The sequence below is a fragment of the Nocardioides sp. LS1 genome (genome assembly GCF_003865225.1).
Classification (GTDB): Bacteria; Actinomycetota; Actinomycetes; order Propionibacteriales; family Nocardioidaceae; genus Nocardioides; species Nocardioides ginsengisegetis.
In genome coordinates, this window is record NZ_BIFF01000006.1 from 43,087 (window position 1) to 63,771 (window position 20,685).

Genomic DNA, 20,685 nt, shown 5'->3' on the forward strand with positions numbered 1-20,685 from the left:
TCGACCGCTCGTCGGCTCCGGCCCCGGCGGCATCATCACCCTGCCACCGCGGCGGGTTGCCCCGCCGTCTGGACCCTCGTCTCCGAGCTGTCGCGATCTCCCTTGCAGGATCTCGTGAGGAGAGTTCTATGCCTCCCGGGAGGCGGGCGCAAGCGGTTCGGCGGAGAAACTGCGGGCGATCCCGGCGCGCGCCGATCCTCCACAACGGGTTCCACAGCCCGGGGCCTCCTCTCCACAGGAAATGGCCCATTCTCCACAGACCACGCGCACACCTGTGGAGAGCCGGTCTGGACCGGGCTCAGGCGCCCCGGCGTACGACGAGGAGGGCGATGTCGTCCTCGACCCGCGTGATGCCGTCGAGCAGGCGCTCGCAGAGCGACTCGGGGTCGAGGTGCTGCTGCCCGGCGAGCCGATCCGTGAGCCAGCCGAGGCTGTCCTCCAGGTCGACGCCCCGGCGTTCGACGAGGCCGTCGGAGTAGAGCACCAGCGCATCACCGGGCTCGAGCGGCACCTCGTGCTCCTCCCGCACCGGGCGCGCGGTCAGGCCGAGCAGCACGTCGGGCCGGCGCTCGAGCAGCAAGACCTCGCCGTCGGCGCGCAGCAGCACCGGGGGCGGGTGCCCGGCGTTGCTCCACCGGACCGCGTGCCCCTGCTCGGCCGGCGCAAAGGTGGCGAGCACCGCGGTGGCCACCACGTCGACGTCGAGTCCGTCGATGACGCGGTCCAGGCCGTGCAGCACCTGGGCCGGCGAGGCGGCACCGGCGTAGGCCAGCCCGCGCGTCACGTTGCGCAACTGGGCCATCGCGGCCGCCGCGCGCTGGTCGTGCCCGGCCACGTCCCCGACCACCACGCAGAGCCCGCCGTCGGGCAGCGGGAAGGAGTCGTACCAGTCTCCCCCGATCTGCATCGCCTCGCTCGCCGGCAGGTAGCGCACCGCCACCTCCAGCGAGCCGATGGTGTCCGGCCGGGTGAGCAGGCTGCGCTGGAGGGACTCCGAGAGCGAGCGCTCTCCGGCCCGCGCGGCCACCCGGTCGAGGGCCTGGGCGATCGGCACCGAGATCAGGCCGAGGAAGTCGAGGAAGTCTCCGTCGGGCCGCAGCTGCGGGCTGAGCCTGGCCACCAGGCGGGCCTGCTTCGCCACCCGGTCGTGCGTGGGCAGCCGCAGCCAGGCGACGCTGCCCTGGTCGGTCTCGGCGATCTGCGTGGAGACGTCGGGAGGCTGCGGGAGCGCGGCGTCCGGCGGTGCCGTCCCTCCCATCCACAGCTCCACCTCGACCAGGTCGGCCGGGTCCGCCCGGAGCACCTCGAGAGCCCGGGCGACCACCTCGTCGTCGCTCTCCGCGGTGGCCAGTGCGTTCGCCAACCGGGTCAGGAGCTCGAGGCGGCGCACCGCCAGGACCTCCGTGGTCACCTCGTTGCAGATGTCGATGACGCCCTCGACCGACCCGTCGGGCGCGTGCACGGGCGAGTAGGCGTAGTTGAACCAGCACTCCTCGAGGAAGCCGTTGCGGTGCAGCGGCAGGTAGCTGTCCTCCATGAAGACCCGGCCGGAGCCGAGCAGCACGCCCTCCAGGAGCGGGCCGATCACGTCCCATGCCTCGGGGAAGACATCGACGCAGCGGCGACCCAGGGCGGCCGGGTGCTTGCCGCCGATGAGCTCGGCGTACGCCGCGTTGTAGACGAGCACGAGCTCGGCTCCCCAGATCAGGGTCACCGGGTTGGGGGTGTTGAGCATCAGGTCGACGGCACCGCGGAGCGCCGGACTCCACCCGTCCACCGGACCGAGCTGAGTTGCTGCCCAGTCGACCGCCGCGTAGGCGTCGAGCAGCGCGTCGGCGTCACGGAAGAGGGCGTCCACGCGCCGAATCTAGTGGGACGAGGTCAGTGCGCGGCCTCGAATGCCGAAGCCACCTCGAGCAGCCGTCGCTCCTGGCCGTGCGGCGCCACGACCTGGATGCCGACGGGCAGGCCGTCCGGCGTCCGTCCCGCGGGCAGGGCGAGCGCCGGGCAGCCCGTCACGGTGATGAGGTAGGCCGAGCGCATCCAGTCCAGGTAGGTCGCCATCGGCCGCCCGTTGATGGTGTGCGGGAACTCCTGGTCGGCCGGGAACGGCGGCACCTGCGAGACGGGCAGCACCAGGACGTCGTACTGCTCGAAGAAGCGGCGCATCGTCTCGGCCAGCGCGGTCCGCTGGGTGTAGGCGCGGGCCACGTCGGCGCCGGTCAGGGACTCCCCCAGCCGGATGTTGTCGGCGAGCGACTGCTTGAAGGAGTCGGGGTGCTCGCGGAGCAGGGGGCCGAGCTTGGCCTGCAGGTGCCAGGCGCGCAGGGTGCGGAAGGTGTCGTCGGCGACCGCGAGGTCGGGGTGGGCCTCGGTGACGACGGCGCCGCCGGCCGCGAAGACGGCAGCGGAGCCGGCGACCACGGACGCGACCGCGTCGTCGACGTCGAAGGCACCGCCGAGGTCGGCCGACAGCGCGACGCGGAGACCGGCCAGCGTGCCCGTGAGGGGCGGCGCGAACGTCGACCCGGGCTGGCCGAGCGCCTGTGGGGTGCGCGGGTCGGGGCCGGCCTGGACGGACAGCAGGAGCGCGAGGTCCCCGACGTTGCGGGCCATCGGGCCGCCGACCGAGGTGGTCTCGAACTGGTTGTAGAGCGGCCACTCCGGCACCCGGCCGAGCGAGGGCCGCAGCCCGACGACGCCGCAGAAGGACGCGGGGTTGCGCAGCGACCCACCCATGTCGGAGCCGTCGGCCAGCGGCACCATGCCCGCGGCGAGGGCGCATGCGGCGCCGCCCGAGGATCCGCCCGCCGAGCGCGACGGGTCGACCGGGTTGCGGGTGGTGCCGAAGACGGTGTTGAAGGTGTGCGACCCGGCCGCGAACTCCGGCACGTTGGTCTTGCCGATCACGACCACGCCCGCGCGCCGGACCCGCTCGACGATCAGCTCGTCGGTGTCCGGGACGTGGTCGGCGTACAGCGGTGAACCGTAGGTGGTGCGCCACCCGGCGACCGCGTGGGTGTCCTTGAAGGCGAACGGCAGGCCGTGCAGCGGCCCGACCTCGGCGCCCGAGGCCAGGTGGGCGTCGGCGGCCGCGGCACCCTCCCGGGCCCGCTCCTCGTCGAGGCTGACGATCGCGTTGAGCTCGGGGTTGCGCTCGGCGATCCGGGCCAGGTGCAGGTCGAGCAGCTCGCGCGCGGAGATCTCCCGCGACCGGACCGCCGCGACCATCGCGCGGGCGGTCGAGTCGACCGAGACGGTTTCCATCAGGGACGCCGCCGCCCGAAGATCCCGCCGACCACGACGCCGAGCAGCACGAGGCCGGCTCCGACGACGATGCCCTTCACGAAGTCGTCGCTGTTGGTGATCGAGCCTGCCGAGATCCCGGCACCGGCGGCCTTCGCGGGCGCGGTGAAGACCGGCGCACCGGAGGCCGCGGTGGTGGTCTCCACGGGGGCGGCCACGGTCGCGCCGGGCGAGGCGATCTCCTTGCCGACGTTGCCGAAGAACTCCCCGGCCATCCGCTTGGAGACGCTGGTCAGCATCCGCTGGCCGACCCCGCCGACCATGCCGCCGACGACGGCGTCCGCCTCGTAGGCGATCTGGGTGACGCCCGGCTCGAGCTCGCTGAAGCGTACGTCGACCGTCGCGTCGATCGTGCCCGGTGCGCCGGCGCCCTGCAGGTGCATGACGAGCGACTCGTGCTCGTGCAGGTCCGACAGCGCGCAGGAGCCGGCGTACGTGCCCTTGATCGCGGCCACGCCGGCGGTGACGGTCATGGCGTAGGCGTGGTCGCCGGTGGTCTCGAGCCGCTCGCAGCCGGGGATCGTGGCGACGAGGACGCGCGGGTCGAGGATCGAGTCCCACACCTGGGCGACGGGGAACGGGAGCGTGTTGGCGCCGGCGATCTTCATGAGGGGTCCTTGAGATGGGTCTGGCGGAGGGTGAACAGCTCGGACGGCGAGATCGGCATCGCGGTGATCGGGAAGCCCTCGGCGTCCTCGATCGCGGACGCGAAGACGGCGGCCGACGGGATCACGCCGGCCTCCCCCGCGCCCTTGATGCCGAGCGGGTTGAGCGGCGAGGGGGTCTCGAGGTGGTCGATGTCGATGCCGTCGGGGATCTCGGTGACGTAGGGCATCAGGAAGTCCATGAACGAGGCGTTGAGCAGCTGCCCGGACTCGTCGTAGGCCATCCGCTCGTAGAGCGCGCCGCCCACGCCCTGCGCGACACCGCCGTGGATCTGGCCCTCGACGATCATCGGGTTGATCAGGTGGCCGCAGTCGTGGACGACGGCGTACTTGAGGATCGTGATCTCGGCGGTCAGCGGGTCGGTCTCGACGATGACGGCGTGCATGCCGGAGGCGAACGTCGCCCGCTCGGGCGAGTAGAAGTCCTTGCCCTCCAGGCCCGGCTCGTCGTCCTCGGCGACCGGCGGCTTGCCCGGGTCGCCGACGGAGAACTGGGTGGCCGCCTTGGACGCCTCGTCGAAGGCGTAGCGCAGCGGGTTGGACAGCACCGACACGGTGCCGAGGTCGATCGACGTCCCGGGCGAGCCCTTGACCGAGACGACCCCGTCGACGATCTGCAGGTCGGCCGGGTCGGCCTCGAGCGCGTCGGCGGCGATCTTGAGGACCTTCTCCTTGGCCCGCTTGGCCGCGAGGTGGATCGCGGACCCGCTCATCACCGCGGCGCGCGAGGCGAACGTGCCGACGGCGTAGGGCATCCGCCGGGTGTCGCCGGTGACGACCTCGACGTCCTCGAAGCGGCAGCCGAGCTCGTCGGCGACGAGCTGGGCGAAGACGGTGGCGTGGCCCTGGCCCTGCGTGGTCAGGCCGGTCGCGACCTTGACCTTGCCGGAGGTCTCGATGTGCACGTGCGCGCCCTCGTAGGGGCCGACGCCGGTGCCCTCGACGTAGCAGGCCAGGCCGATGCCGACCTTCCGGCCCTGCGCGGCCATGGCCGCCTTGAACGCCGGGAAGTCGTCCCAGCCGACGAGCGCCTTGATCTTCTCCAGCGAGGCCGGGTAGTCGCCGGAGTCGTACTCCAGCTCGCGGCCGTCCTGGAAGATCATCCCCTGGTCGTAGGGGAACTCGTCGGGCTGGATGAAGTTCACCGACCGCACCTCGGTGCGGTCCTTGCCGAGGTACTCGGCGATGGCGTCCATCGTCCGCTCCATCGCGTAGCAACCCTGCGGGCGGCCGGCGCCCCGGTAGGGCGTCACGATGACGGTGTTGGTGTAGAGCGACTCGAATACGACGCGGTAGTTCTGCGGCTTGTAGGGGCCCAGCAGCTGGGTCGAGGTGATGATCGGGACGATCAGGCCGTAGGGCGTGTAGGCGCCGTGGTCGTGCCAGAACTCGACGTCCAGGCCCAGGAGCCGGCCGTCGTCGTCGAAGCCGACCTCGATGTGGTGGGTCTGGGCCCGCTCGTGCGCCGAGGAGATGAAGTGCTCGCGCCGGTCCTCGGTGAACTTCACCGTGCGGCCGAGGGTGCGCGCCGCCAGCGGGACGAGCAGCTCCTCGGGCCACGGGTGGTTGATCTTGACCCCGAAGCCGCCGCCCACGTCGGGGGTGATCACGTCGACCTGGCCGAGGTCGAGGCCGAGCTTGACCGCGACGGCGGCGCGGACGCCGGTCGAGGTCTGCGTGGAGGTCCACACCTGGAGCCGGTTGATGTCGGCGTCCCAGCGGGCCACGGTGCCGCGGCCCTCCATGGGCATGCAGGCGCTGCGCTCGATGGTGAGGTCCAGCTCGAGGCGGTGCGGCGCCGTCGCGATGGCCGCCGGGGCGTCGCCGACGTTCTGCTCGAGCCGCGCGCCGACGTTGCCGGGCACGTCGTCGTGCACGAGGCGGGTGGCGGCGCGCGCGTTGTCGATGCCGACGACGGGCGGCAGCAGCTCGTAGGTGACCTTGATCCGCCCGACCGCGTCCTCGGCGACATAGCGGTCCTCGGCGACGACGAAGGCGATCGCCTCGCCGACGTGGTTGACCTCGCCGCGGGCCAGGGCGTACTGCGTGCGGCCGTGGGTGAGCGCCGGGTGCGGGATGAGCAGCGGCAGCGGCTCGGCCATCGGACCGGTCAGGTCGTCCCAGGTCCACACGGCGTGGACGCCGTCGATGTCGAGCACCTCGTCGACGTCGATGTCGACGATCCGGGCGTGCGCGTGGGGCGAGCGCAGGACAGCGGCGTGCAGGAGCTTCTCGCTGGAGTCGACCCCGATGTCGTCGACGTAGCGGCCGTGGCCGCGCAGGAAGCGCTGGTCCTCGACGCGCTTGACGCCCTGGCCCATCAGCTTGGTGGTCACGACGCGTCCCTGTCGTCGGTCGAGCCTGCCGTGATCAGCTCGGCGGCGCGCTCGACGGCCTTGACGATGTTCTGGTAGCCGGTGCAGCGGCACAGGTTGCCGGCGATCATGTCGCGGCACTCCTCGTGCGTGGGCGTGGGGTTCTCGCGCAGCCCGGCGGTGATCGTGGTGAGGAAGCCCGGCGTGCAGAAGCCGCACTGCAGGCCGTGGCAGTCCGAGAAGGCCTGCTGCACGGGGCTGAGCGAGCCGTCCGCCTCGGTGAGCCCCTCGACGGTGGTGATCTCGGTGTCGACCGCCGAGACCGCGAACATCAGGCAGGACCGGGTCGGACGGCCGTCGACCAGGACGGTGCACGCGCCGCAGACGCCGTGCTCGCAGCCGACGTGGGTGCCGGTCAGGCCGCAGTCGTGCCGGATCGCGTCGGACAGCAGGCGCCGGGCCGGCACCTGCACGTCGTGGGTGGTGCCGTTGATGACGAGGCGTACGTCGTGGAGCTGCTCGGTCATGACTGGTTCTCCTTCGCGTTCTCCTGCGCAGCGCGCACGACGCGGGTGGTGAGCACGCGGACCAGCTGGGCGCGGTAGGCCGCGGTCGCGTGGATGTCGTCGGCGGGGTCGAGGTGCGCGAGCGCGGCCTCCCCCATCTGCTCGAGCGGGACGCCGGTCAGGTCGACCACGGTCGGGACGTCGGCGACGGAGACGTAGCCGACCCGCACCGAGTCGCCGTCGACCAGCGCGGCCACGCCGCACAGGGCGTAGTCGCCGTGGCGACGGGCGATCTCCTCGAAGGCCACGCCGGCGCCCGGCGCCAGCGCCGGGAAGAAGGCGGAGGTGGCGATCTCGTCGTGGGCGAGCGAGGACTCCAGCGGGCCGACGTACAGCTCGTCGGCGGGAATGGTGCGGGTGCCACGGACGGAGGCCACGTCGACCGAGCCGCCGAGCAGGCTCAGCACGACGGGCATCTCGGCGGCCGCGTCGGCGTGCACGATCGAGCCGACGGTGGTGCCGCGGTTGCGGATGGTCGCGTGGGCGACGTTGGCCAGGGCCAGCGGGACGAGCGGCTGGACCCGGCGGACGTCGGGCGAGGCGAGGACGTCGGCGTGCCGGGCGAGCGCGCCGATGCGCACGCCCGACCCGTCGACGGTGATGTCGGCCAGGCCCGGGAGCCCGTTGATGTCGACGAGCATCGCGGGGGCCGCGAGCCGCATCGACAGCAACGGGACCAGGCTCTGGCCTCCGGCCAGCACCTTGGCGTTCGGCCGGCCGGCCAGGCTCTCGAGTGCTTCGGCGAGGGTCCCCGGGCGGTGGTAGTCGAACGGTGCTGGTTTCACAACTTCCTCAGTGCTTGGTGGTGCGGGTCAGTGCTTGTGTTCGGTGGGCTGGTGCACGGGGTGGTCACCGACGGTGATCACGTTGGTGCCGTGCGTGCCCCGGTTGACCAGGTGGAAGTAGAGGATCACCAGGATCGTGCCGAGGGCGATGCCGCTGAGCGAGAAGTTGTCGGTGAACTTCAGCGTGACGCCGCCGATGCCGGCGATGATGCCCGCGGCGAGACCCACGAGGTTGACCGGGTTGCCGAAGTCGACCCGGTTCTCGACCCAGATCTTGGCGCCGACGAGGCCGATCATGCCGTAGAGCACGACCGTGATGCCGCCGAGCACACCACCGGGGGTGGCGCTGACGATCTGGCCGAACTTGGGGCACAGGCCGAGCAGGATCGCGACCGCGGCGGCCACGTAGTAGGCAGCGGTCGAGTAGACCTTGGTGGCACCCATGACGCCGATGTTCTCGGCGTACGTCGTGGTCGGCGAGCCGCCGAACGCGCTGGCGAGCGCGGTGGCCAGGCCGTCGGCACCGATCGCGCGGCCCACGTAGGGGTCGAGGTCCTCGCCGGTCATCTCCGCGACCGCCTTGACGTGGCCGGTGTTCTCCGCGATGAGGGCGATGACACCGGGCAGCACGAGCAGGATGAAGGTCAGGGAGAAGCTGGGGCCGTGCACGACGGAGACGCCGTCGGACAGGGTGCCGCTGGGGAAGCCGATCCAGTCGGCGGCCTTGACGCCGGCCCAGCTGACGCGGTCGTGCGAGACCGCGTCGGGACCGGTCGGGAGCACCGAGGTGATCTGGCCGAAGATGCCGTCGAAGAGCCACGACACGAGGTAGCCGAAGATCAGGGCCAGGAAGACCGCGATCCGCGACCAGAAGCCCGGGAAGAGCACGGCGGCGCACACCATGAACGTGGCGGTGAGCAGCGCGACCCACTGGTCCTGGGGCCAGTAGATCTGGGCCACGACCGGCGCCAGGTTGAAGCCGATCAGCATGACCACGGCACCGGTCACGGCCGGCGGCAGGATCTTGTGGATCAGGCCGGCGCCGGCGAAGTGCACGAGCACGCCCACCAGCAGCAGCACGATGCCGGCGACCATGATCGCGCCGGTGACGTCCGCGGAGTCACCCGCGGGGTTGGAGGTGCGGATCGCCGCCACGCTGGCCACGAACGACGCGCTGGTGCCGAGGTAGCTCGGCACCCGGTTGTTGCAGATCAGCAGGAACAGGATGGTGCAGATGCCCGAGAACATGATGGCGAGGTTGGGGTCGAGCCCCATCACCAACGGGAAGACGAACGTGGCACCGAACATGGCGACCACGTGCTGGGCGCCGAGGCCGGCGGTGCGGCCCCAGCTGAGCCGCTGACGCGGTCCGACCGGCTCACCGGGGGCCGGGTCGACCACGTCCCACTTGAACATCGTTGACATTGACGTTTTCTCCTCGCTGAACGCTGGGGTGGCCCCGAGGCCCTCAACTTATGAGAGCCATGACACACCCTCGACGGCGACAGATGCCGAAGGAACACCGGTGCCGCTGGCAGGTGTTGTCGGCGCGGCACGAGACGGGATCGGCCTGGCGCGCGTCATGCGGGCGTGGTCAGCCGGTGATCTCCAGGACCCGCAGTGCCACGGCCACGTCCAGCCGCAGGTGCTGGTCTGTGGACAGCGGCCCGAGCAGCCGCTCGAGCTTGGAGACCCGGTAGCGCATCGTGTTGTAGTGGAAGAACTGCAGGCGCGCGGCCTCGGCCACGTTGAAGTTGGTGTCGAGCAGGACCTGCAGGGTCTCGCGCAGGTCCGCGGCCTCCGTGGTCTGCTCGGACAGCGGCCCCAGCACGTCCTTGGTGAAGGACTTCAGCTCGGCGTGGTCGGGCACCAGGGCGATGAGGCGGTGCAGGCCGAGCTGGTCGAAGAAGGTCGTGGACGCCGGCCCGTTGACCCGGCGCCCCACGTCGACGGCCCGACGGGCCTGGCCGTAGGCGTCGGGGAGCTCGTCGAGCGAGTGGGCGACCCGGCTCACCCCGACGGAGAACGGCCGGCGGCCGCCGCCCTTGTCGCCGGAGACCGCGGTCACCGCACGGCGTACGACGTCGTGGCCGGGGACCGGGTCGTCGTCCCCCTCCGCCAGCGGCAGGAGCGTGACGACCTCGGAGGAGAAGTCGACGGTCGGGATTCCGGTGTCGAGGTTGCGGCTGACCTGGCGCCAGGCCGCGGAGAAGCGCTCCTGCCACTGGCGCCGTTGCACCCGCGAGGCCGCGGCGTCCTCACCCGTCGGCGGGTCGATCTCGGCCGCCACGACCACGACCGGCCGACGCAGGTCCCAGCCGAAGGTGTCGGCGTGCTCGGCGACGTACTGCTCGTCGCCGGCCCGGCGCAGGAACAGGTCGCGCAGGAAGTCGCCCTGGTACTTGTTCTCGACCGCGGTCACGGCCTCCTCGCGGGTGAGCAGGAGGGCGGCCACGGCGGCGGCGCGCTCGAGGGCGTGCACGTCGTCGCTGGAGATCTTCTCGGTCGAGCGGACGCACACGAGGCGGGCCAGGTCGGTGCCGCCGGCGGCGACGCGGAGGCCGAGCACCTCGCCGGGGCCCATCGGGACGCCGTCGTTGCCGACCCGCTCGACCCGGATCCGGCCGGTGGGGTCGACGAGGTGGTGCTCCTCGAGGAGGGCCTGCAGGTCCTCGCGGATCGCCTGCGCCCGCACCCGCCCGTCGCTGGAGGTGAACAGCACCCCGACGTCGAGCACGCGAGCCACCTCGGCGGCGATCCCGTCGAGGTTGCCGCCCTCGAGGACGATCTGGGTCAGCCCGGTGTGGAGGGCGTCGACGCGCGCCAGGGCGGCGCTCGCAGCGTCGCGGTCGTTGCTCGAACTACCGCTTATCAACATGTGCACCCTGTCCGGCCGATCGTTGGCACAACCTCACATCGGCAAACGGTAATCCTCCCCACTAGCGTCGACTCGGTGAGCCCCTCCCCCGGCCTGCCGGCCAGCCTCCCCGTGAGCGCCCCGCCGCGCGTCCGGGACCGGCTGCGGGCCGCCCCCGACGGCTCCCTCCGGGTCGTCCACCGGGGCCGTGACGCCGTCTACGTCGACCTCGACGGCTGGTGCCTCGGGGTCGTCTCCGCGGCCGCCTCGGCGGTGCCCTGCGCGCTCAGGTCAAGAAATGCCGATCTCGGAGCGGTCGCCGGACGCTCGGCGTACGTTCGAGCGGGGGTCCTCCACCTCGACGGCACGCCGCTGGTGGTCGGTCGGGTGCTCTGTGTCTCCGCACCGCGGCTCGATCCTCGGGCCTCCGGCACCACGGCGAGCCCGATCACCCAGGTCATCCCCCCGACCACGGTGGTCGGGCTCGTCGCACCCCTGGGCCTGGTCGGGCGCCCGCTCGGGCTCGACGACGTCGCGCGCCTCGTCGGCCGCGGCGACGGGCTGACCCCCTCCGGCGACGACCTGCTCTGCGGGTGGCTGGCCGCCCACCGGGCCGCCGGCGTGCCGACCCCCGAGGTCGACGAGGCCGTCCGCGCACTCCTGCCCGGCACCACCCTGCTCTCCGCGACGCTGCTCGACTGTGCCCTCCACGGCGAGGTGCTCCCGCAGTTCTCGGCGTGGCTCGCGGCGCTCGGCACCCCCGCCGAGGCCGACCGGGCGGCCGTCCTCCAGTCCGTCGGGCACAGCTCCGGCGCCGCCCTCCTGTACGGCGCCCGCCTGGCGCTGGCCAGCCTGCCCCGTCCCCCGATCTCGACCCACCAGAAGGAGGTGGCGGCATGAGCCGCCCCGACACCAGCGCCAGCACCACCCACGTGGAGCTGCGCAGCGGCGCCTACGCCGACTCGGTCACCCTGCTGCAGGTCAGCCGCGCCGTCCAGGGCGTCGACGGCGTCGCCGCCGCCCAGGTCGCGATGGCGACCGGCCTCAACATCGAGGTGCTGACCGAGATGGGCTTCGAGGTCCCCCCGACCGCTACCGCCAACGACATGGTCGTGGCGATCAGGCTGGCCGAGGGCGGCTCCCTCGAGGCGGCCCTGGCCGGCGTCGACCGGGCGCTGGCCGACGCCAACCGCCGTTCGGACAGCACCGCCGAGGTGGCTCCGCACCGCACCACCGCCACGGCCGCCCGGGACGCCGCCGACGCACTCGTCCTGGTCTCGGTGCCCGGCGCCAGCGCGCTGGTCGAGGCGATGGACGCGCTCGACGCCGGCCGCGACGTGATGGTCTTCAGCGACAACGTGTCCGTCGAGGACGAGCTCGCCCTCAAGCGGACGGCCGCCGAGCGCGGGCTGCTGGTCATGGGACCCGACTGCGGCACGGCCGTCGTCGGTGGCCTCGGCCTCGGCTTCGCCAACGCCGTCGATCCCGGCCCCGTCGGCATCGTCGCGGCCTCCGGCACCGGCTGCCAGCAGCTGCTCGCCCTGCTCGACCACGCCGGCGTGGGAGTCACGTCGGCGCTCGGCGTCGGCGGGCGCGACCTGTCCTCCGAGGTCCGTGGTCTCGCCACCCGCGAGGCCATGCGCCGCCTCGACGCCGACCCTGCCGTCGAGCTGATCGTCGTGGTGTCCAAGCCGCCGGCCGCCGACGTCGCCGCCGAGATCCGGGCGTACGCCGACACGCTGGCCACGCCGGTGTCCTTCGCCCTCCTCGGCGCCGGCCAGCCCGACCTCACCGACGCCGCCGAGGCCGTCCTGGCCCGGATGGGCCGCGAGGTCCCCACCTGGCCGGTCTGCGGCGAGGCAGCCGCCCCGACCGGCGGCACCCTCCTGCGCGGCCTGTTCGTCGGCGGCACCCTCGCCAGCGAGGCCAAGCTGCTCGCGGCCGCCGCGCTGGGCACCGACGCGGGCCACACGTTCGTGGACTTCGGCGACGACGCCTACACCGCCGGGCGCGCCCACCCGATGATCGACCCGACGCTGCGCCTCGACCACCTCGCCAAGGCCGCCGCCGACCCCGACACCGCGGTGATCCTGCTCGACGTCGTCCTCGGCCACGGCGCCGAGCCCGACCCGGGCACCGCCCTGGCGCCGGTCCTCGCCGCGATCGACAAGCCGCTCGTCGTCGCCGTCATCGGCACCGACGGCGACCCGCAGGGCCTCGAGACGCAGGTCCGCGCGCTGGTCGGCGCGGGCGCCGAGGTGCACATGTCCAACGCCCGTGCGACCCGCCGTGCGATCGAGCTCGTCCAGTCCGTGCAGCCCAGCCAGGGAGCCTCCGCATGACCACCACGCCCACCCACGTCATCTCGGCCGGCGCCGACCTCTTCGCCGACGCCGTCGCGGCCCAGGCTGTCGACGTGACGCGCGTCGACTGGCGCCCGCCGATGACCGGCACCGAGTCCGACCTCGCCACGGTCGCGGCCGACCCGCTCCGCCGCGACGCCAACGCCCGTGCCCTGGCCGCGATGCTCGACGTCTCCGCGATGCTGGTCGACGTCGCCCCCGCCTCGGAGGTGCTCGGCCTCGAGCGCGGCCAGTTCCTGCACGCCGGCCCGCCGATCGAGTGGGCCCGCGCGTCCGGCCCGCTCCGCGGCGCGCTCATGGGCGGGGCGGCCCTCGAGGGGCTCGTCGACGACCCGGAGGACGCCGTACGCCTCTTCGAGACCGGCGACGGCGTCAGCCTCGACCCGTGCCACCACCACGCGGCCGTCGGCCCGATGGCCGGCGTCGTGACCCCGAGCATGTGGATGTTCGTGCTCGAGGACCCCGCAACCGGCCGGCGCACCCACTGCTCGCTCAACGAGGGCCTCGGCAAGGTGCTGCGCTACGGCGCCTACTCCCCCGAGGTGCTGACCCGGCTCCGCTGGATGCGCGAGGTGCTCGGGCCGCTGCTCCAGCGCGCGGTCCGCGGCACCGGACCGGTCGACGTGACCGGCATCCTGACCCAGATGCTGCAGATGGGCGACGAGGCCCACAACCGCAACCGCGCCGGGACCCTGATGCTGCTGCGCGACCTCGCCCCCGCGATGGTCAGCAGCGGCATGGACAGCGCCGACGTGGCCGAGTCGCTGCGCTTCGTCGGCGGCAACGACCACTTCTTCCTCAACCTCGCGATGCCCGCCTGCAAGCTGGCGCTCGACGCCGCCCGGGGCATCGAGGGCTCCACGATGGTCGTCGCGATGGCCCGCAACGGCACCGACTTCGGCATCCAGGTCGCCGGCACCGGCGACGAGTGGTTCACCGGTCCGGCGCAGGTGGCCGAGGGCCTCTACCTCGGCGACTACGGCCCGGACGACGCCAACCCGGACATCGGCGACTCGGCCATCACCGAGACCGCCGGCATCGGCGGCTTCGCGATGGCCACCGCCCCGGCGATCGTGCGGCTGGTCGGCGGCTCGGTCCCCGACGCGCTGGCCACGACCCGGCGGATGCACGAGATCACGCTCGGTGAGAACCCCCGCTGGACCGTGCCGGTGCTGGAGTTCCAGGGCGTGCCCAGCGGCATCGACGTGACCCGCGTCTGCCGCACCGGGATCCTGCCCCAGATCAACACCGGCATGGCCGGCCGCGTCGCCGGCGTCGGGCAGGTCGGCGCCGGCCTGGTCACTCCCCCGGCCGACATCTTCCCGGCGGCCCTGGCCCGCCTGGCCGAGCTCAGCCGATCTCGGGCGGGCGCCAGAACGCCTTCCTGATGTCCACGCTGCCGGACGGGCGCAGCGGCGTGCCCTCCTCGAGGTAGGCCTGCCGCGCCTCGTCGTGGTGGCTGGCCGGCAGCGAGCCGTCGGCACGGACGACGCGCCACCACGGCACCGGACCGCCGTAGGACGCCATGATCGAGCCCACCTGGCGCGGCCCGCCGCCGCCCAGGTGGGCGCCGACGACCTCGGCGATGGCGCCGTACGTCGTGACCCGGCCGCGCGGAACCTGCTCGACGCAGGAGAGGACGTGCTCGGCGTAGAGCTCGGGGTCGATCCGGTCGGACACGGGAGAATCCCTCATTCCTGGCCCGTGAAGGCCACGGTGGCGACGAGCACGGCGACCAGGGCCGCGGCGAGGCCGACGACCCAGACCCCGGGCGCCTCGTGGCCGCGGACCAGCACGGCCAGCACGTAGAGCGACGGCGCGAGCAGCAGGGCCAGCCCCGACCGGCGCAGCCACAGGAGCAGCAGCCCGCGGTCGACCGGCAGCGCGTCGGGTCCGTAGGCCACGAGGAGGCCGGCGACGTGTGCGGCGAGCAGGAGGGCCGCGGCCAGCAGGCAGGCCGGCTGCAGCCCGTCGCGGAGGCCGAAGCCCCACCAGACCACGACGAGCCCCATCGCCGTGGTGCCGAACGGGCCCTCCGGCAGGCCGGCGTAGGTCACGGACAGGGCCGCGACGAGGACCACGAGCAGGGCGCGCGGGGCCGTGCCCGCGAGTCCCGTCGCCGCCAGCGCCAGCACCGGGGCCAGCGCCATCGTCGCCCGCAGGACCCACTGGCCTAGGGACCAGCGGCGCAGGAGTGCCCGGACGTCGTCGATCATCGGGCACGCACCTGGGGAAGCTGGGAGCGCCGGGCCAGCCGGCGCAGCACGTCGTCGAGGGTGCCGGGTCCGCTCCACGGCACGACCGGGCAGCCCATCGAGGAGAGCCGGGCGAGCACCTCCTCGCGCTCGAGCAGCCGCATCCGCCAGGCCAGGTCGGCGATCACCGGGTCGGTCCCCTCGATCACCGACGGGGCCAGCTCGCCGGGCAGGGTGTCGATCACGAGGACCGGCAGGCCGCGGCGCACCAGCATGCCGGTGATCGTGCCCATCAGGTCGGTGAGCATCGGGGACAGCACGATCACGACCGTGCCGGGGGCGACGCCGAGCTGGAAGCGCTCGGAGGAGAGGACGCGCGGCTCCGCCGCGTAGAGCTGGGCGAGCCGTGACTGGATGCGCCGCAGGTGGCCGCGCCCGGCGGCCGCGGTGATCGAGGCCCCGGTGCCGCCGACGACCCGCAGGCCGACGCGGTCCCCGGTGCGGACGTAGTGCTCGGCCAGTGCCGCGGCCGCCCGGACCGAGACGTCAAGGCTGCTTGCGGGTCCGTCGACCCCGCGGGAGATCCCGTGGTCGGCGAGCGCGTCGAGGAGCAGCAGTACGCCGGCGTCCTCCTCGCCCCGGGCGGTGACGACGTGCAGGTCGCCGGTGCGCAACGAGACCCGCCAGTTGATGCGGCGCAGGCGGTCGCCTGCGTGGAAGGGGCGGATCGAGGCGAACTCGCTGCCGTCGCCCAGCCGCCGGCTCCGGTGCGCGCCGACGAGACCGATCGGCTGGGGTGCCTCGGCGCGGGAGTCGAAGGGTGCCCGCACCGGGAGCACCTCGAGCTGGCCGCCCACGACCTCGACGGGTCCGAGCCGGTAGCCCGCCCAGCTGCTGGTGACCATGACGTGCTCGTTGCCGAGCGGTCGCCGGCCCCAGCGACGCGGGCTCACCTCGAGGACCGCGAGCTCCCGCTCGTCGGCACTGACGCGGCGGGCGACCATCCCGCCGGCGGGGCGCACGGCGACGTACGGGACGCCGGACACGACCCGGGTGACGCTCTCCAGCGCGGCGGGGTGCTCGAGCGTGAGCCGGGACCTGGTGCCCTGTCCCTCGTGCAGGACGCTGTGGTCCAGCCGGCTGTCGAAGCGCGGCACCGCGCTCGGCCGTCCCAGCAGCCCGAGCGCGCCGAACACCAGGAACGGCGCCGTCATCACCATCAGCGCCGGCTCCCCGAAGAGCACCGCGGACGCGAGGCCGATCCCCGCCAGGGACAGGGCCCGGCTCAGGGCCGCGCTGACCCGCCATCCGGTCATGGGCGCCGACTGCCCTCGAGGGTCGTGGGGGTCGCCACCTGGCGCAGCACCTCGGTGACCACCCGCTTGCCGCTCGCCTCCGTCATCCAGAGCTCGGGCTTGACAGTGATCCGGTGCGACAGCACGGAGGTGGCGACTGCCTTCACGTCCTCGGGCACCAGGTAGTCGCGCCCGCGCAGGACGGCGAAGGCGCGCCCCATGAGCACCAGCGCCAGCGAGCCACGCGGGGACGACCCGGTCAGCACGTCGGGGTGGGTGCGGGTCGCGGTCGCGAGCTCGACGCAGTAGCGGCCGACGCTCTCGTCGACGCGCACCGTCTCCACCGCCTCCTGCATCGCGAGGAGGCCGGCCGCGTCGGTGGCCGGCTGCAGCACGATCTCCTCGCGCCGGCGCTCGAGGCGACGCTGCACGACGTCGTACTCCTCGTTGCTGGTGGGGTAGCCGAAGCTGATCCGCACCAGGAACCGGTCGAGCTGGGCCTCGGGCAGCGGGTAGGTGCCTTCGTACTCGATCGGGTTGGCGGTCGCGAGGACGTGGAACGGCGCGGGCAGGGCGAAGGTCTCGCCCTCGATGGTGACCTGTCGCTCCTGCATCGCCTCGAGGAGCGCGGACTGGGTCTTGGGCGGCGTCCGGTTGATCTCGTCGGCCAGCAGCAGCCCGGTGAACAGTGGCCCCTTGCGGAAGTCGAAGGTGCCCTCGCGCTGGTCGTAGAGGAACGAGCCGGTGAGGTCCGCGGGCAGCAGGTCGGGGGTGAACTGGGCGCGCGCGAAGTCGAGTCCCAGTGCCTGCGCGAAGGACCGGGCCGCCAGCGTCTTGCCCAGGCCCGGGAAGTCCTCCAGCAGCACGTGCCCCTTGGCCAGGATCGCCGCCATCACCAGCATCAGCGGCTCCCGCTTGCCGACGACGGCGGTCCCGACGCGGTCGAGCACCTCGCCCGCCAGCCGGGTCGTCTCGGCCACCTTGATGTCCGTCACAGCTCCTCGATTCTCTTCAGGTAGTCCTCGATCCGGGCCCGGGCGAGCCGGGTCGGTGGCGCGGCCAGGTCGCGCAGCAGGTCGGTGCCGAGCAGCTGCTCGGCGGCGGGGTCGGTGCGCCGCAGGCCGTGCCGGCGCAGCAGGCGCTCGTCGCACAGCGCGGCGAGCCGGAGCTGGAGACCGCGGTCGACGGTCGCGGAGGTCAGGTGTCCCTCGACCAGGCGGACGTACGACGACAGCCGGTGGTCGGCGCCCGGGGGCACCATCGGGCGGACCGGACGGACGTCCCAGCCCGGGCCGCTGTCGCCGAGCGTGTCGCGGACCAGCCCGGCCGCGGCCACGCACAGCGCGACCAGCAGCCCCAGGCGCAGCGCGTGCGGTTCGAAGTCGACGACGGTGAAGACCACCTGGAGCACGGCGAACAGGGTCACGGCGATCGCCACGCGTCCCCACCAGCGACGGTTCACGGGCGGCCGCCCACGGGGTGACGCGACCGGAGCTCGGCGTGCAAAGCGTCCAGGGCCTGCAGCGCCTCGTCGCGGTCCACCTCGCGCAGGGGGTGGTCGGAGAAGCGCGCCTCGCGGTAGAGCGCGGCCAGCCGGGCCACGTCGTGGGATCCGGCCACCACCAGGTCGAGGACCCGGAGGGTGAACTCCGAGGACGTCTCCCAGTCCCGACGGCGCAGCCCGACCTCGCCGGCCTGGACCTCGAAGCGGTGCCAGCACGCCACGATCGCGTTGCGCGGCTCGCCGTCCAGGAGCAGCGCCCGCTGCCGCTCGGCGTCGCGCCGGATCTCCTCCTCCACGAGCCGGGGCGTCTCGAGCACGTCGAAGTCGGCCTGCAGGACGTCCGCCGGGGGCCGGCGGCGGACCTGCCACTCGTCGTACAGGCTCTTGAGGGCGAACCCCACGAGCAGGACGAAGCCGACGACGACGGAGACGAGGAAGACGCTGAGCAGCGCCGAGCCGATCGTCCGGGCGACGGGGTTCACGTCGTGCCGCTGCACCGGGTTGGTCGCCGTGGCGGTCGGGCTGCCGCTGAGCGACTCCAGCTCGGAGGACTGAGTGGCCGTCACCCGGTGGGTCGCCGGGCCGTCGCCGGTGAGCACGTCGCCGGGCCCGATCGTGGCGGCCCAGGTGACCAGCACGGCGACGAGCAGCACGCACCCGACCACGGCCGAGACCGCGGTCGCCGTCGTTCGTCGGGCCCCCATGGCGAGGAACCTACACAGGGTTCGACCCGAAACTGATCACGTGCGGCTAACACTTCCGGCGGGGGAAGTGCCGGCCCCGGGAGCCCGGAGCGGTCCCGGAGCCGGCCGCTCAGGAGGGGTCAGGCCGGGGGGCTGAACGGCTTGGTGCCGGGCGTCAGCCGCAGCCCCGCGATCCCCGAGTGGGCCTGGGCGTAGGCGAGCTCCTTCGCGAGGTCGCCGAGCCCGTTGGAGCCGGCGAGCGGCGCGATCGCCACGGTGGAGAGGACACCGACGGCCCGGCCGGTGGCATCGAGGAAGCCGCTGCCGGAGTCGCCGGGGATGCCGGGCGTCGCGGTGTAGACGTCCCAGCTCCAGCCGCCGCCGGACCCGCCGAGGGACAGGCCGGTCTTGGGCGAGAGCGTGTCGTCGGGTCGCAGGCTGGACTGGCCCCACGAATAGGTCTGCGTCCCCGCGGGCAGGCCGCCGGTCGACAGGCCCACCGGGCCGCCCCAGAACGGCACCGACGGGTTGACCTTGCCGACGTCGGCGGCGTCGACCTTCACCAGGGCGAGGTCGTTGTAGGCGCAGGCGTTGGCGCCGGCACCCGGGACGCGGTGCATCGTGGTCCACGAGCTGTAGGCGAGGGTGCCGTGGCCCACGGTCGTGCCGCTGGTGGCGACGGTGGCCCCGTTGGCGAACCGGACCGGGGTGCCGAGCGGCACCGAGTCGGTGGTGCAGCCGTTGGTGTCGGTCTGGCCGCCCTTGCCGGCGCAGTGCGCGGCGTAGCCGACGTACACGTCACCGACGGCGTCGGTGAAGACGAAGTTGGCGGTGCACTGGGCACCGGCGGTGAACATCTGGGTGCCCGGGTGGATCGGCGCCGTGGCTGAGGGCGCCCACTTCGTCTCGCGGTGCAACTTCCCCGCGGTGGCGGGGGCAGCGGTCGAGAGGAGGGCGAGGAGGAGGGCGAGCACGCCCACGGCCGTGGCGAGGATCCGGGAAGGTCGCATGGTCACCCAACGAACGACGGTCCCGTCCGGCTACGCGGACGGGACCGTCATTTCTGTGAGACCGGCCGAGGTCGGCCGGGGTTCTGCTCCCCCTGGATCAGAGGCTTCCCTGGATCAGAGAACGGGCGCGAACGGCTCGGTGCCGTTCACGAGGGTGAGGCCGGAGATGCCGGAGTGCGCCTGCGCGAACGCCAGCTCCTTGGCCAGGTCACCGATGTTGTTCGACGCCGGCAGCGGGGCCAGGCCGATCGTGGAGAGCGTGCCGACGGCCTTGCCGCCGGCGGACATGAAGCCCGAGCCCGAGTCACCGGGGATGCCCGGGGTCACGGAGTAGAGCGGGTGCGACCAGCCGCCGTCGGCCGGGTCGTCGCCGAGGCTCACGCCGCGGTGCGGCGACAGCGGCGAGAGGCCGGCACGGAGGCTGGAGTTGCCGTAGGTCCACAGGTCGTCGCCGGCGGCGGTGCCGTCGGTGTCGATGCCGGTCGGGCCGCCCCAGAACGGGACCGAGGGGTTGACCTTGGCGACGTCGGCCGCGTCGACCTTGACCAGCGCCAGGTCGTTGTAGGCGCAGGTGTTGGCGTCGGTGGTGCCGATCTGGTGCTCGGTGATCCACGAGGAGTAGACGAGCGTGCCGTGGCCGACGATGGTGCCCTCGTCGAGGAGCGAGCCGTCGTTGGAGAAGTCGACCTTCGTGCCGAGCGGGACGGAGTCGTTGAGGCAGCCGTTGGTGTCGGTGGCCGAGCCGAGGCCCGCGCAGTGGGCCGCGTAGCCGACGTACACGTTGGCGGCGCCGTCGGTGTAGACGAAGTTGGCGGTGCACTGGGCGCCGTCGGTGTACATCATCGTGCCGGGGTGGATCAGGGCGGTGGCGGCGGGCGCCCACGCGGTGGTGGCTCCGACCTGGCGCACCTTGGCCTCGGCCGGCGGGGCGGCGACGAGGGCGGCGGAGAGGACGGCCGAGCCGAGCACGGCCAGCGCGCCGCCGAGGCGACGGGACTTCGATCCAACGGTCATGGGGTGGTTCCCTCCCGATAGGCGTCGGGACCAGGGGTCGCCGACGGCGAGTGTCGTAGGACTCAACGACACACCACCCGACCGGGTTACGCGGACGTAGTCAATTCTGACTACGCCCGCGCTGGGG

The 20,685-nt window shown here is 73.1% G+C and carries 19 protein-coding genes; 3 read left to right on the forward strand and 16 right to left on the reverse strand.

The window, feature by feature from the left end; all coding sequences use genetic code 11:
• Nucleotides 1-298 precede the first annotated feature (298 nt).
• The 8 genes from EJF31_RS17740 to EJF31_RS17775 all read right to left on the reverse strand — a co-directional run bounded on the left by EJF31_RS17740 (nt 299) and on the right by EJF31_RS17775 (nt 10,515).
• Nucleotides 299-1,858, reverse strand: coding sequence for a SpoIIE family protein phosphatase (locus EJF31_RS17740; RefSeq protein ID WP_125038514.1), 1,560 nt, complete (start codon nt 1,856-1,858; stop codon nt 299-301).
• 23 nt (nt 1,859-1,881) lie between these two features.
• Nucleotides 1,882-3,267, reverse strand: coding sequence for an amidase (locus EJF31_RS17745; protein ID WP_125038515.1), 1,386 nt, complete (start codon nt 3,265-3,267; stop codon nt 1,882-1,884).
• Nucleotides 3,267-3,914 carry a carbon monoxide dehydrogenase subunit G gene (locus EJF31_RS17750; RefSeq protein ID WP_125038516.1) on the reverse strand — a complete coding sequence of 216 codons (648 nt, stop codon included), beginning with the start codon at nt 3,912-3,914 and terminating at the stop codon, nt 3,267-3,269. Before EJF31_RS17750 ends, EJF31_RS17745 begins: the two co-directional genes overlap by 1 nt.
• Nucleotides 3,911-6,307, reverse strand: a complete 2,397-nt coding sequence (gene cutA / locus EJF31_RS17755) for an aerobic carbon-monoxide dehydrogenase large subunit (protein WP_125038517.1) — start codon at nt 6,305-6,307, stop codon at nt 3,911-3,913. The genes EJF31_RS17750 and cutA overlap by 4 nt, the downstream gene beginning before the upstream one ends.
• Entirely contained in the window at nt 6,304-6,813 is a 510-nt protein-coding gene (locus EJF31_RS17760; RefSeq protein WP_125038518.1) for a (2Fe-2S)-binding protein, read from the reverse strand. The genes cutA and EJF31_RS17760 overlap by 4 nt, the downstream gene beginning before the upstream one ends.
• Nucleotides 6,810-7,637, reverse strand: a complete 828-nt coding sequence (locus EJF31_RS17765; protein WP_125038519.1) for a xanthine dehydrogenase family protein subunit M — start codon at nt 7,635-7,637, stop codon at nt 6,810-6,812. The genes EJF31_RS17760 and EJF31_RS17765 overlap by 4 nt, the downstream gene beginning before the upstream one ends.
• Nucleotides 7,638-7,664: 27 nt before the next feature.
• Entirely contained in the window at nt 7,665-9,053 is a 1,389-nt protein-coding gene (locus tag EJF31_RS17770; RefSeq protein WP_125038890.1) for a uracil-xanthine permease family protein, read from the reverse strand.
• 178 nt (nt 9,054-9,231) lie between these two features.
• Nucleotides 9,232-10,515: a CdaR family transcriptional regulator gene (locus EJF31_RS17775; protein ID WP_125038520.1), complete on the reverse strand. Its 1,284-nt coding sequence runs from the start codon at nt 10,513-10,515 to the stop codon at nt 9,232-9,234.
• 75 nt (nt 10,516-10,590) lie between these two features.
• Between EJF31_RS17775 and EJF31_RS22175 the strand changes: the two genes are divergently transcribed.
• The 3 genes from EJF31_RS22175 to EJF31_RS17795 are packed head-to-tail and all read left to right on the forward strand — an operon-like array spanning nt 10,591 to nt 14,245.
• A complete protein-coding gene (locus EJF31_RS22175; protein WP_221767650.1) occupies nt 10,591-11,394 on the forward strand; it encodes a DUF2877 domain-containing protein in 804 nt (267 codons plus the stop codon).
• Nucleotides 11,391-12,836, forward strand: a complete 1,446-nt coding sequence (locus tag EJF31_RS17790; RefSeq protein ID WP_125038521.1) for an FdrA family protein — start codon at nt 11,391-11,393, stop codon at nt 12,834-12,836. Before EJF31_RS22175 ends, EJF31_RS17790 begins: the two co-directional genes overlap by 4 nt.
• Entirely contained in the window at nt 12,833-14,245 is a 1,413-nt protein-coding gene (locus EJF31_RS17795) for a DUF1116 domain-containing protein (RefSeq protein WP_125038522.1), read from the forward strand. Before EJF31_RS17790 ends, EJF31_RS17795 begins: the two co-directional genes overlap by 4 nt.
• On the opposite strand, the gene EJF31_RS17800 is transcribed toward EJF31_RS17795, so the two are convergent.
• From EJF31_RS17800 to EJF31_RS17835, 8 genes are all read right to left on the reverse strand, one after another.
• On the reverse strand, nt 14,208-14,537 hold the full coding sequence (locus tag EJF31_RS17800) for an MGMT family protein (RefSeq protein WP_260430942.1): 330 nt from the start codon (nt 14,535-14,537) through the stop codon (nt 14,208-14,210). The two genes, EJF31_RS17795 and EJF31_RS17800, sit on opposite strands and share 38 nt — an antisense overlap.
• 11 nt (nt 14,538-14,548) lie before the next feature.
• Complete coding sequence (locus tag EJF31_RS17805; protein ID WP_125038524.1) at nt 14,549-15,073, reverse strand: hypothetical protein; 525 nt, start codon at nt 15,071-15,073, stop codon at nt 14,549-14,551.
• The gene (locus EJF31_RS17810; RefSeq protein ID WP_125038525.1) at nt 15,070-16,368 is read right to left on the reverse strand and encodes a DUF58 domain-containing protein; all 1,299 of its coding nucleotides are present in this window, start codon (nt 16,366-16,368) and stop codon (nt 15,070-15,072) included. Before EJF31_RS17810 ends, EJF31_RS17805 begins: the two co-directional genes overlap by 4 nt.
• Entirely contained in the window at nt 16,365-17,342 is a 978-nt protein-coding gene (locus tag EJF31_RS17815; protein ID WP_221767651.1) for a MoxR family ATPase, read from the reverse strand. Before EJF31_RS17815 ends, EJF31_RS17810 begins: the two co-directional genes overlap by 4 nt.
• Complete coding sequence (locus EJF31_RS17820) at nt 17,339-17,809, reverse strand: hypothetical protein (RefSeq protein WP_125038526.1); 471 nt, start codon at nt 17,807-17,809, stop codon at nt 17,339-17,341. The genes EJF31_RS17815 and EJF31_RS17820 overlap by 4 nt, the downstream gene beginning before the upstream one ends.
• Nucleotides 17,806-18,555 (reverse strand): DUF4129 domain-containing protein, encoded by a 750-nt coding sequence (locus EJF31_RS17825; RefSeq protein WP_125038527.1) that lies wholly within the window; start codon nt 18,553-18,555, stop codon nt 17,806-17,808. The genes EJF31_RS17820 and EJF31_RS17825 overlap by 4 nt, the downstream gene beginning before the upstream one ends.
• A 119-nt stretch (nt 18,556-18,674) precedes the next feature.
• The gene (locus EJF31_RS17830; RefSeq protein WP_185736358.1) at nt 18,675-19,544 is read right to left on the reverse strand and encodes a hypothetical protein; all 870 of its coding nucleotides are present in this window, start codon (nt 19,542-19,544) and stop codon (nt 18,675-18,677) included.
• Nucleotides 19,545-19,658: 114 nt separating this feature from the next.
• A complete protein-coding gene (locus EJF31_RS17835; RefSeq protein WP_125038528.1) occupies nt 19,659-20,558 on the reverse strand; it encodes a hypothetical protein in 900 nt (299 codons plus the stop codon).
• Nucleotides 20,559-20,685 lie beyond the last annotated feature (127 nt).